This window comes from Halomonas sp. BC2, assembly GCF_002078115.1.
GTDB lineage: Bacteria > Pseudomonadota > Gammaproteobacteria > Pseudomonadales > Halomonadaceae > Vreelandella > Vreelandella stevensii.
The window spans coordinates 125,147-136,579 of the sequence record NZ_LFGT01000005.1 but is presented as its reverse complement, the minus strand read 5'-3'; the positions used below and the strand labels follow the sequence as shown (position 1 = coordinate 136,579).

The 11,433-nt window shown below is 57.1% G+C and carries 15 protein-coding genes and 1 pseudogene; all 16 read left to right on the top strand.

Annotation, left to right across the window (positions count from 1 at the left end):
• Window positions 1–1,044: hypothetical protein (locus tag B7L71_RS04150; protein WP_081136175.1), on the top strand; the 1,044-nt coding region annotated here is incomplete at its 5' end.
• Window positions 1,026–1,718, top strand: coding sequence for a hypothetical protein (locus B7L71_RS04145; protein WP_081136173.1), 693 nt, complete (start codon window positions 1,026–1,028; stop codon window positions 1,716–1,718). The genes B7L71_RS04150 and B7L71_RS04145, both read left to right, overlap by 19 nt.
• Window positions 1,715–2,632 (top strand): hypothetical protein, encoded by a 918-nt coding sequence (locus tag B7L71_RS04140; protein ID WP_081136172.1) that lies wholly within the window; start codon window positions 1,715–1,717, stop codon window positions 2,630–2,632. Before B7L71_RS04145 ends, B7L71_RS04140 begins: the two co-directional genes overlap by 4 nt.
• The gene (locus B7L71_RS04135) at window positions 2,629–3,231 is read left to right on the top strand and encodes a type I-E CRISPR-associated protein Cas6/Cse3/CasE (RefSeq protein WP_081136170.1); all 603 of its coding nucleotides are present in this window, start codon (window positions 2,629–2,631) and stop codon (window positions 3,229–3,231) included. The genes B7L71_RS04140 and B7L71_RS04135 overlap by 4 nt, the downstream gene beginning before the upstream one ends.
• Before the next feature lie 177 nt (window positions 3,232–3,408).
• The gene (locus tag B7L71_RS04130; RefSeq protein WP_170919434.1) at window positions 3,409–5,448 is read left to right on the top strand and encodes a helicase C-terminal domain-containing protein; all 2,040 of its coding nucleotides are present in this window, start codon (window positions 3,409–3,411) and stop codon (window positions 5,446–5,448) included.
• Window positions 5,449–5,613: 165 nt separating this feature from the next.
• Window positions 5,614–6,888, top strand: coding sequence for a FliC/FljB family flagellin (locus tag B7L71_RS04125; RefSeq protein ID WP_081136167.1), 1,275 nt, complete (start codon window positions 5,614–5,616; stop codon window positions 6,886–6,888).
• 40 nt (window positions 6,889–6,928) lie between these two features.
• Window positions 6,929–7,201 (top strand): hypothetical protein, encoded by a 273-nt coding sequence (locus B7L71_RS04120; protein ID WP_081136166.1) that lies wholly within the window; start codon window positions 6,929–6,931, stop codon window positions 7,199–7,201.
• Between the two features lie 66 nt (window positions 7,202–7,267).
• Window positions 7,268–7,399, top strand: a complete 132-nt coding sequence (locus tag B7L71_RS17850) for a hypothetical protein (protein WP_254893746.1) — start codon at window positions 7,268–7,270, stop codon at window positions 7,397–7,399.
• Window positions 7,400–7,527: 128 nt separating this feature from the next.
• On the top strand, window positions 7,528–8,265 hold the full coding sequence (locus B7L71_RS04115) for a phosphoribosyltransferase (protein WP_081136164.1): 738 nt from the start codon (window positions 7,528–7,530) through the stop codon (window positions 8,263–8,265).
• A 52-nt stretch (window positions 8,266–8,317) separates the two neighbouring features.
• Window positions 8,318–8,518 carry a hypothetical protein gene (locus tag B7L71_RS04110; RefSeq protein WP_081136163.1) on the top strand — a complete coding sequence of 67 codons (201 nt, stop codon included), beginning with the start codon at window positions 8,318–8,320 and terminating at the stop codon, window positions 8,516–8,518.
• A gap of 97 nt (window positions 8,519–8,615) precedes the next feature.
• Complete coding sequence (locus tag B7L71_RS17260; protein WP_170919433.1) at window positions 8,616–8,786, top strand: hypothetical protein; 171 nt, start codon at window positions 8,616–8,618, stop codon at window positions 8,784–8,786.
• Window positions 8,787–8,855: 69 nt separating this feature from the next.
• Window positions 8,856–9,173 (top strand): IS66 family insertion sequence element accessory protein TnpA, encoded by a 318-nt coding sequence (gene tnpA / locus B7L71_RS04105; RefSeq protein ID WP_081136161.1) that lies wholly within the window; start codon window positions 8,856–8,858, stop codon window positions 9,171–9,173.
• Entirely contained in the window at window positions 9,173–9,541 is a 369-nt protein-coding gene (tnpB, locus tag B7L71_RS04100; RefSeq protein ID WP_081136160.1) for an IS66 family insertion sequence element accessory protein TnpB, read from the top strand. The genes tnpA and tnpB overlap by 1 nt, the downstream gene beginning before the upstream one ends.
• Window positions 9,542–9,586: 45 nt before the next feature.
• Window positions 9,587–10,470, top strand: a pseudogene (locus B7L71_RS04095) (transposase); the annotation flags it as partial.
• A 277-nt stretch (window positions 10,471–10,747) separates the two neighbouring features.
• On the top strand, window positions 10,748–11,005 hold the full coding sequence (locus B7L71_RS04090) for a type II toxin-antitoxin system Phd/YefM family antitoxin (RefSeq protein WP_081136158.1): 258 nt from the start codon (window positions 10,748–10,750) through the stop codon (window positions 11,003–11,005).
• Window positions 10,993–11,295, top strand: a complete 303-nt coding sequence (locus B7L71_RS04085) for a type II toxin-antitoxin system RelE/ParE family toxin (RefSeq protein WP_081136157.1) — start codon at window positions 10,993–10,995, stop codon at window positions 11,293–11,295. The genes B7L71_RS04090 and B7L71_RS04085 overlap by 13 nt, the downstream gene beginning before the upstream one ends.
• Window positions 11,296–11,433: the final 138 nt, after the last annotated feature.

Below are 11,433 nucleotides of genomic sequence, written 5' to 3'. Positions count from 1 at the left end.
CTCATCACTGCCGAGGCACCGATCACGGTGGATTACGTTGGCATGGAGCAGCGTCTACCGCGTACGCCGCATGGCCAGGTGTTTCTCAATGGCGGTACGTTGCGTGGTCCGCTGCGCAAGGCGGGGCTGACCATGTTGATCCGTGAGTTGGCGAAGGCGCACGGCAAGCCGCTGGATGGCATCTTCAACCGTGCCGAGATGTACATGCTGGGCGAAGGGGTGGATATCACCCGCCAGGTCAATAGCGAGGAAGGCGGCACTCACGATCCCCGCGCCGAGGCGTTCCTGCGCGCCGCTAATCCTTTCCTCAGCCTGTTCGGACGCTGGAAGCTGGCCGGCTATCTGGAGGTAGGCGCATTGCTGACCTCACGCGATAACCTGATCACGGCGGGGCAAGGCGTGCGTCACGACCAGTTCGAGCACAGCCCGCAGTTGGCTCAATACCTGGATGAAGCCGAGCATGAAGCGCTACTCACTGAGCTGCGCAGTGCCCGCGAGAGCATGGTAGAGATTGAGGCGCTGCGTGCTCAAGTGCGCGAATTACGGGAACGCTCACGCAATAGCGACGACCGCACCGTCAGGCAGGAAATCAGCACGCAGATCAAGGAACTGGAAGCTCAGGAAAAGGAGATCCGCAAAGCACGGGAGGGGTCGGAAGAGTCGATCAAGCATCCGATCCAGGGTGTCGAGGCTATCGCGCCGGGAAGCCAGCTACAGAGCCGCCTGCGTATCATCGAAGGCTCAGCGGAGTCCTTGGGCCTGTTGCTGCATTGCTTGGGCGAGTTTTCCCAGCGCCCACGCCTGGGCGGGCATCTGGCGACCGGCTTTGGCGCGATCAGCGCTGAGTGGGAGGTACTACAGCGGGCAGCAGGGCAGCGCCGAGCCAGTGTGATAGGTCAGGTACGGCTGGACGACATGGGCATCGAACTTGACGGTGAACCGCTGGAAGCTGCTTGGGAGGCATTCGCCCAGGCACTGCCGCAATACGACTTTACACTCTCTACCCGCCAGGAGGCCCGCAAGCAGTGGAAGTCACGCAAGTGAGCGAGCGTGAGCCCCCTTCTCCCAAGGGCATACCTGCGGCGCGGGCACAGGCCTTTCGCCTGCTGCTGCAACTCCACACCCCGCTGATATTGCCCTTGGTGGTACCCCGGCTCGATACCCTGCTGCAAGAAGCCGCTTGTCGGCGGGCGCTCGACTGGTCGTGCTACCACACCTTGCCGCTGCTCTTCGATAAGGCACGCGGCGGCTACCGCGCTTCACAACTGATTTTCGGCGTGACGCCGCACGCTGGCTTGGAAGCGCAACCGCAGGCGAAGATCGGGCATATCCAACGTCTGCCGCTGCTGCAGGCGCGCAACGTGCGCGCCGCGTTGCGCATTGATGGTGGCGACTGGGCACCTAAAATGACCCACCATCAGGCGCTGCTGAGCCCCTACGTGCTGTTTTACGCCGAAGGCGATCCGGATGCCTGCATCAACCTATTGCAAGAGCTGCCGCAAATCGGCATCGGACACAACCACGGCCAAGGCATGATCAGTGTGGCCAGTGTATCTCCCAGCACTGAACAGCGCTGGCGGCAGCGCCCCTGGCGGCAAGCGGAGGAGCATACGGGCATGGCCTACTCACCGCTGACTGACACATTACGAATGGCCCCTTGGGGTACGGATGAACCCGTGTTTCGACCGCCGCGCATTCTGCGGGAGATCCTGGCATGAGCCGCCATCTTGCTTACCAGCGTCTGTTTGCCGCCACCCACGAGCTGCGCGTGGGGGCCGAGTTTTCTCGCTTTACCCCGGATACCCCCAGTTGCGCTTGCTGTAACCGCCGCTGGAGTGAGGTGGAAGCCCCATTTCAGGCAGCGGAATACCGTTACGGCAAGTCCGGTGAGCCGGAGCAGGTATGCCTGACCTGCTATACCCCGCGCATTCCGAGTGAACGCCTGCTGGGTCTGGAACGCTATAACCACACTGGCAACACCACCACACCGATCTACGGCAAGCTCGGCATGCTGGTAGGCTCGGGGGGCATCATCACGCCGCGCAACGAGCTTTATCTGACCCTGCCGCCCAAGCTGCACGCCAAGTACGAAAAGGGCGAGTGGGGGCAGCAGGGCCGCTTGAGTACCGATAAACCACTGGCTCGATTGCTCGATTTACTGATTGCCGGTGCCCTCTCTGCGCCGGGAGAGCGCCCCCTGGAACAGGGCTTCGTCTATATCGAGAACTGGGGCCGCAAAGCGGATATTTTGATGCGGCGCTTGCTGGCAACCACCTCGCTGAAAGAAGTGTGGTGCAACAGTGAGCAAGGTGTCACGCCGCTAGACCTGCAGGCGATTCTGGAAACGGCACAGGTGTTGAAAACCCTGGAACTAACCAACCAGGCTGACCGCCTCGTGTTCTGGAAGCCGATTACGGATGCTGCACGGGGCCAGCGTGACGATGCTGCTTTCGATGCCTGGCTTGGCAAGGTACCCGACCCCCGTGCGCTATTGATGGCGCTACCGACCGACCCCTTCGACCGGCTGCGTTTACCTGCGGTGCTGCGTGAAGTGATGCCACGCCTGTCAGCCCTTGAAGCCTACCTGACACCCGCGCCCCCACAAACACAACGGCAAGGATCGCTGTTTTGAACACCATGACGGTTCACACCTTCGAGGCCGCTGTGCTCTGCCACCCCGGCCATGCGCCGGGGCAAGCTCCCACCCTGGACGACTACCACCGCACCGCCTGGCGACTGTTTACCGGCGATACTCACTATCCCCAGGGTGAACGTCCCTTCTTGTTTCGCTTCGATGCACTCGATGATGATCGCCATCTGCTGACCCTCAGAGCTGACCGGCCATTCCCTGGCGCCTATCAACGCCAACAGGCGTTTACCGTCGGTGCTGATCTCTGCCTGGAGTGGCTGTGGGTGCCCAGTGTCGCCACACGGCTATCGCCGCAGGGGGAGCGGTTGCCGCGTAGTCGCCATGTGCCTGCGCCCCGTGAGCGCTGGGAATCTCTGCTCAGCGAGCGCTTGATGCGCCATGGATTTACCGCACAGCCTGATCGGATTCACTGCCTGCCGCTAGGTCGCTGGCAACAGCGTACTGGCTTGGCCGCCTGGCATGAAGTCGTACACGTCAGCGCACAGCTCACCGTCACCGACCCGCAACGTGCCGCGCTGGCCTGGCTCGGCGGGCTCTCGCGGTTACGTACTTACGGCATGGGCCTGCTGTTCCAGCAATAGTGAAACCACCTGCCAAGTGCGCTACCATGGCCGTCTCCGCCCTTGCGGAGGTGTTAGCAACGCACTGCAGACCTCGATGGAACGTCTGTTGATCCCGCCCCTGCGGGAGTCATATCGCCCCGGCGCTGCCGGGGCGATATGCTAATCTGGCCCGCTATTTCTCCAATACCTGTGTTCATGCATCCGGTTATCGACTACCTCACCAACGTCTTGCCCCAACGCCCCGGTTTTCAACACAACCCGGTGCAGGTGGCTTATGCCCAGGCACTGCTCGACGGCGTCAAGGCGCAAGGCCAGGTGCATTTCGTTGAAGGCGATACCGGCATCGGCAAATCACTGGCCTACCAACTGGTACTGGCTGACTGGGTCGCCAAGGGTAAGCGCATGGGCGGCAAGCAGGCCGCCCGCCGGGCGGTGATCTCGACCCACTCCCGCGCCTTGCAGCGGCAACTGCTGCAGCCGGAGAACCTCACCATCGTCCACGACTACCTCACTCGCGCCCAGCTGCCGGCACTCAGTTTTCAACTGCGCATGGGCCGTGAAAACTACCTGAGCCCCGAGCGCCTGGCCCTGCAGTTGGGGGCGATCAGCCTGGAAGCAGCGCAACAGGATCGCCACCTACCCGCCAACTTGCGGCAACTGGTGCGTTGGGCACTGGAGAGCGATGGATGCCTGCTCGACCTCGATCCCGCCTGGTTACCGGAGGGATGGCAGTTATCGGACTTGGCCTTGCGGCGCGACGACCCCTTGCCGGAGAGCCTGGAGGCCCAGCTCAATGAAGCGGTAAATAGCGATATCCTGGTGATCAACCACGCCCTGCTGGTGGTGGACCTGGTCACACAGGGGCGCGTCACCCAGGCGGCCTCGCCCTATGTACTGCTGCTCGATGAGGCCGAGCACTACCCCGAACTGGCCGAAGAGCTGCTTAGCCAACGGCTATCGTTACAGACCACCGTGCGTCTGCTGACGCTGCTGAAACAGCATCCTGCGGCTGCCGAGTGGCAGGCACTGCTGGCATCACTCACCGATGCCGAGCGTGCCGGCAGCGCTCAGGGTATCAGTGATGAGCATAGCGCCCAGCTTCAAGGCGCTATTGAGGCGCTACTCAAGCGGCGGCCACGGGAATCGGCTCACGATCCGGCGCTATGGCGGGAGTGGCTGCATGTACGCCACAGTGCCGAAACCATCGCCACTCGGCTGCGCGAGGCCAGCCGTTACCTGGTACTGGACTACTCACCGGTGCGCGGGCTGCCGGGCATCGTCGCCCATTCACCCAGCGCGGCCTCCAGCCTGCGCAATGGCGTGGGTGATCGTGCCACTCTGCTGACCTCCGCCACCCTCTCGGACCTTGATCATGCCCCGGGCGAGGCCCCGCAGTTTCGCTATATGCGCAGCCGCCTGCAGCTACCCACCACCAGCAAGCGCAGCGGCCAGCAGGTGAGCTTTCAGGCCAAACACTTTGGTGAACTGCGTTTTCGGCTACCCCAAGGGCTACCGCACCCGATTGCCAAGTTGCAGGGGGGCGGCTACCGGCTCTCCGCTGACTATGTGCACGGCGTGATGCCCTACCTGATCGACCAGCCGGGCCGTACTCTGGTGCTATGTGCCAGCTACGCCGATGTTGAAGCGTTGGTGGATGCCTGGCCGGATGCACAACGCCACCGACTGGTCGCGCATCAGTTGGGCCAGGGATTAAGCGAGCTGGTGGCACGACTTGAGGACGACGCCATTCTATTAACCCCGGCAGGCTGGGAAGGGCTGTCGCCCACCCGTGAAGGCAATAGTGCCTACTGGGCGCATCTGGTGGTGTTACGCAATCCACGTGCGGCACGTAGCGCCGTGGAGCAGCGCTTGGTCGAACAACTGCTGCAACGCCGTGGTGTGGATAGTGAACGGGCAGCGGCCATGGCTGGCGGTATGCTCTACCGCAAGAGCACCGTGCGCACCCTGCATAAGCTGCGCCAAGGGCTGGGCCGGGCAATTCGCCACCCTGATGATCAAGTGTTGGTAACGCTGCTGGAACCGCGCTTCCCCCGCCCCTCGGCAACGCCGCCACTGGCGGGCGTTATTCAAAGCGATGCCCTTTTGGGGGCTATTCCCGCCCGGTTTCGTCCTGCCTGGCAGCAGGCGGAAGAGCCAAAGGCGCTTGAACTTGGGGATCGCAGGCGGCAAACGCCTGCCGAGTCGTTGCAGGCTGACCTCAAGGCGTTGCTCTAGCCACTGCGGTAAAAAATTTTCCTTCTCACCCTAAAGTCTTTGCGCAGGGTGCCGTTATATAGGGTAACGGCCACCGGCGCCGTTATGGCAGGCCCGAGAAGCTGGGTCGAACGAAAGGTTCAGCGGGCCCGTCAATGGAGCCCTCAACACAGGAAGGAACATCACATGTCCGTGATCAATACCAACATCACGTCCCTGATTGGCCAGTCCAATCTGAGCAAGTCACAAAACGCGTTGCAGACCAGCATGGAGAGGTTGTCCTCCGGCCTGCGTATCAACAGTGCCAAGGACGACGCCGCCGGTCAGGCCATCGCCAACCGCATGACCGCCCAGATCAACGGCCTCAACCAGGCCCAGCGCAACGCCAACGACGGTATCTCCGTCGCCCAGACCGCCGAAGGTGCTCTGAACCAGATCAACGACAACCTGCAGCGTATTCGTGAGCTGACCGTACAGGCTCAAAACGGAACTAATTCTGCTAACGATCTGCAATCTATCCAAGAGGAAATTGATCAGCGATTGGAAGAAATTGATCGAATCTCAACAGAAACCAGCTTTAATGGAGTTAAGGTTCTAAATACTGGTAATGCCCTTAATATCCAGGTTGGGGCGAATGATGGCGAGGCTATTAAAGTTAACCTTGAGGTTATGAATAGCAATACGCTTGGTCTAGGAGGTTTTAACGTAAGTACTCGTGCTGCAACTGGCGATGATGTGCTTAACAGTATTCAGAAGGAAGGTGGTTCCGTTACTGTTGGAGGAAATACCTATACTTATGATGTAGGCAATAAGTCATGGTCCCAGACGGCCAGTGGTGAAGCTGGCGAAGGCGAAGGCGAAGGCGAAGGCGAAGGATCTCAGGCTGGTACGCAGGTAAGCTCAAGCCAGGTTTACGCTGCAATCGCAGCTAGTGAAAGCGGTTTTACTGCAACTGTAGGAGCAGCTACAGAAGCTGGCGAAGGTGAAGGTGAAGGTGAAGGTGAAGGAGCTGCAAACACCTATAATGTGAGCGCTGCTGGTGTTGTTACCTTGGGCTCATCAGATGGTGAAGGTGAAGGTGAGGGTGAGGGTGAGGGTGAAGAAGGCACAGCTAATATCGTATATTGGGGTATGTCTAATGGTGACTTCCAGCTAGGTCAGGCTAGTGATTTTGATAAAATAGCTACCGATGATCCATTAGCGGCTCTTGATGATGCGTTAAACCAAGTGGATACATTGCGTTCAGAGCTGGGTGCCATCCAGAACCGTTTCGAAGACGCCATCATCAACCTCAACACCAACTCCACCAACCTGGCCGCCGCCCGCTCGCGCATCGAGGATGCCGACTACGCGGTGGAAGTCGCCAACATGACCCGCGCGCAGATCCTGCAGCAGGCCGGCACTTCCGTACTGGCACAAGCCAACCAGATTCCGCAGAACGTTCTTTCTCTGCTGGGTTAATCTGAGGCTTAGCCTAACGCTTGGCCGAAAGGTTGAAGTGGTGATTATCGACGGGGCCGAAGGCCCCGTTTTAATTGGGGGTAGCATGTTCGAAAAGTCATACAAGATTCTCGCTAAGAGAAGGCAAGGGAAGTTGGTTGTTGTTGCAGTGAAAGATTTGGCTGAGGTAGACCTGATAGAATGGGTTACGGGAAAGGCCTCCGCTGGCATAAGGCCAGTCGAGATAACCAATAGGTGTATTGTTGTAGATGCCAAGAGAGTTTTCATGGAGCCGCTTGGAAATGGGTGTTCAATTCTATCTGTATTTGGGTGAATAAGGAGGGGCTGTCGGGGAAAGACCTTCATTTCCTCATTTCTTTGAGTGGTGAGCGGAGCGGGCATGACGCCAGACGAACATCAGCATTTGATCGACGAGCTTCAAGGTGTCATCGACGATACCCAACATACCCTCGACCGTTTCGAGGCCACCGGTACGGATACACAGATGCCGGAGGATAGCGAGACCTGTTAGCTGGATCGGCTTGGTGCTACGCTGTTGACAACGCGAAGTCAGCCTACCTTCGTTAAGCCGTAGGTTGGTGATGCCACCACCGCAAATGTGCTAAGCTGAAACTGGATTGAGGTTCGGAGAGCAGTGTAATGGATAGAATTTATGGCTTTCCGGCATCAGCAAAGCATTACCATCTCTACACACTCGACTCGGAAATCAAACGGCATCCTGCCTATTTTTCTGCCAAACAAGGGAGTGAAGAGGCTGCTCTTGAACTGGTATGGGAGTTGGCGAGGGAATTCCTCTATCGCCTTCGCGGTGAATTCTCTGAAGATGTGGTATATGTGTCACCTTTTGCAAGAGAAGCCGCTGGCGATAACGCGATCCCTCCATTACTAGCTAGCGCCTGTGCTAACTTGATAGGTGGGCAAGCAGAAAGTGACATCGTTCAAGTAGAGAGGGTTTACCACACAGGTGCCGACCCTATGGAGCGTATGTCGTTGAGACCTTCTTTCGAAGGTGAAGTTATACCCAGGCAATCTTATGTGTTAGTTGATGATGTGACTAATATGGGTGGGACGCTCGCGGAATTGGCAAACTATCTCCTGATAAATGGAGGTTCAGTAAAAGGCACCATCGTATTATGTAATGCTGGAAGAAGTCATGACTTTCTTCCAGAAAAGAAAAAACTGCGTTTGCTGCATGAGAGGTTTGGCGATGAAATCAAAAACATCTTTGGCATCAGAACAGCGGCACTTACCGCAAACGAAGCCGACTACCTTGTTGGTTTCAGATCGGCTGACGAGATCAGAAATCGACTTGTTAAGGCAAAAAAAGAAACAGTTGAACGATTACGGTCTAAAGGCATTCAGAGAGAAGATGCGTGAGAATGGGATGCTCAATAATTGAGATTGCTCTTACTTGTCAGTGCTAAACACCATGAATGAAGCCGAGTACCAACAGGTAATCACCGAACTACAAACTGTCATCGACGAGACCCAGCACACCCTCGACCGCTTCGAGACCACTGGCATGGATACACAGATGCCGGAGGATTATGAAAAACTGCTGGTGATTCTGGATGATGCGGTAAAGCAACAGCGAGAGCATACGCTGGTGATGCTAGAGAAGCCGTTCTGATGGCTGCCTAAAGTTAGTAAGCGGTCCGGTAACCCCATCTTCCCGGGCTGAGCGACGCTGATCACACTGGTGTTTTCCTTATACGCAGGAGAACACCATGAACGAGCTGACGTCGACGCAAGCTTTCTGGTTGGGCCATCTGTTTCATGCCTCATCCCGGCAGCTGGCGTTAAGTGAATATGCGGTGGAGCAGAAGCTGGACTTGGCGGCTCTCATGACCTGGGAAAAGCGTCTGGCCGTGCAAGGCATTGTTGGTAAGCGCCCATAAATCAGCACCTACAGCCACGCCCTGAAATTGCCCACACTGATTTCCTCGTCAATACCAGGAGGAATCAGCATGACACACGCCGAACGCAAACGTCTCTGGCAGCAGCATATCGAGGACTGGCAGACGTCGGGTTTGTCCGGCATGGCCTACTGCCAACAGCAGTCACTAACCTATTGTCGCTTTGTTTATTGGCGTAAAAAGCTGACCGAACCGGAGGCGTCGTTTCCGGAGCAACCCGTGTCGTCGCCCGGCTTTGCCAAGGTATCGGCAGTGCCTGGTCCGGAGTCGTCAGAAGGATTAACGGTGTCATTGCCCGGCGGCGTCTCGATCACCGGCCTGCACGCCGGCAATGTGGAGTTGCTCGGTGCCGTGCTGAGGCAACTGTAATGCGCCACCGCTATCTGCGCCCCTCCTGGGACCTGCCGGAGATATACCTGTACCGACAGCCTATCGACTTCCGCAAGCAGGCCAACGGCCTGGCGTTGATTGTCGAGCAGGAGCTGGGGCACAGTCCGTTCTCCGGCGCGCTTTACGCTTTCACCAACCGGCAGCGCAACAAGATCAAGTGCCTGATGTGGGAAGACAACGGCTTTGTGCTTTACTACAAGTCCCTGGCCGAGGAAAAATTCAAATGGCCGGGCCCGTCGGATGAGCTGATGCCGCTGAACGGCGAGCAGATCAACTGGTTGCTGGACGGCTACGACATCACCCTGCTTCAGGGCCATAAAACGCTGCATTACGAGAGCGTTGGGTAGCACTTTTCAAGTGTGTCAGGGCGTTGTTTTTGCTATCATTTCGCCATGAAAACAACGCCTGATAATACGCCAAAAACACCCGATCTCAGCGGCCTCCCGCCCGCTGAAATGGCGTCGGTTATCAGCGATTTGCAGGAACAACTGACGGCGAAAGATGAAACGCTCCAGAACCATCAGGATCAGTTAAAGCAACGTGATCAGGCCATTCAGAGCCGCGATGCCTACATCAAGATCCTTGAAGAACTCCTGCGCCACAAGAAGATCCAGCAGTTCGCCGCAAGCAGTGAAAAACAGCCCAACCAGATCGTGTTGTTCGATGAAGCCGAGCTGGAAGTGGCGATTGACGAACTACGCGACGAACTCCCTGACGATGTGGAAGAAGCCGATGCGCCGCCTCGCTCCCGCAAGCGCCGCCAACGCGGCTTCTCCGACACGCTTTTGCGTGAGCGTATTGAGCTGACCCTCAGCGACGACGAGAAAGCCGGCGCCAGCAAGACCTTCTTCACCAAAGTGAAGGAAGAACTGGAGTACATTCCGGCCCAACTGAAAGTCCTGGAGTACTGGCAGGAAAAGGCGGTGTTCGAACAAGACGGCCAAGAGCGAGTCATCGCGGCTGCCCGGTCTACACACCCGCTGGGCAAGTGCATTGCCACACCGTCACTACTGGCTTACCTGATCACTTCCAAGTACGCCGATGGCCTGCCACTGTACCGGCAGGAGCAGATGTTCAAGTGTTCAAGCGCCTGGGTCATGACCTGAGCCGCACCAGCATGGCCCACTGGATCATCCGCCTGAACGACGTGTTCAAACCGCTGATGACCCTGATGCGGGAAGCCCAGAACAGCAGTGATTACCTGCAGGCCGATGAAACCCGGATCCAGGTACTCAAGGAGGATGGCAAAAAAGCCCAATCGGACAAGTGGATGTGGGGATGGGAGAATGCCTCAATAGTGCTGTATATAAAAACAGTATTATTGAGACGAGCAAAACGCGCAAGCCCGCGAATTTTGGCTACATCGCCAAAATTCTCTTTGCACGCTGTAGAATCAATGAGGTAGATTCAATTTGGTGGCTGTGAAACCTCAGTCATTGTGATGTCACGTTCATTGAGGTTTCATGGCAGGGCGTATAATCACTGTTAGCTGTGATTGCCCTACCTGAAAAGTGATACTATAGTGTCACTATTAGTCGATTCGGGGTGAGCCCATGAAAGTTGAGCTTGTTACGAACCTCAAGCGCCAAGCCACAAAGATTTTGGCAGATCTGCACTTGTCTAAAGAGCCGGTACTGATCACGGAGCATGGTCAGCCATCCGCATACCTTGTTGATGTGCAGGATTACGAGTTCATGCAGCGCCGACTTGAGCTGCTTGAGGGACTCTCACGGGGAGAGCGTGCTGTACTTGAGGGAAGAACTTACAGCCAGAGTGAGGTCAGGGAGAAAATGAGTAAATGGCTGAAGTAATCTGGACGGAGCCCGCCATTCAGGAACTGGATGCCATCGCTGAGTACATTGCTCTGGATAATCCTGTTGCCGCAAGTCATCTGGTCCAGGAAGTTTTCGATAAGATCGAGCGTTTGGAAAATTTTCCCCAATCTGGGCGGTTTCCTCCAGAGCTCCCTGATTCGGTATACAGGGAGGTAGTGGTTCCACCGTGTCGCATTTTTTATCGTGAGGACGGGCAGCGGGTTTTCGTTCTCTATGTCATGCGAGAGGAGCGGCAGCTTCGTGCGTACATGCTTGGGAACAGCTAACCAGGCGCGTCACTCGGACGCCCTTGTCTCCGCTTCGCTGCGTCAAGGTCGCCGGTGCGCTTTGCGTTATGCGCTTTCAAGATAATCACCAGTACAATTGAGGACAAACCATGAAAATTGAAGATTTAGTGCAAGAAA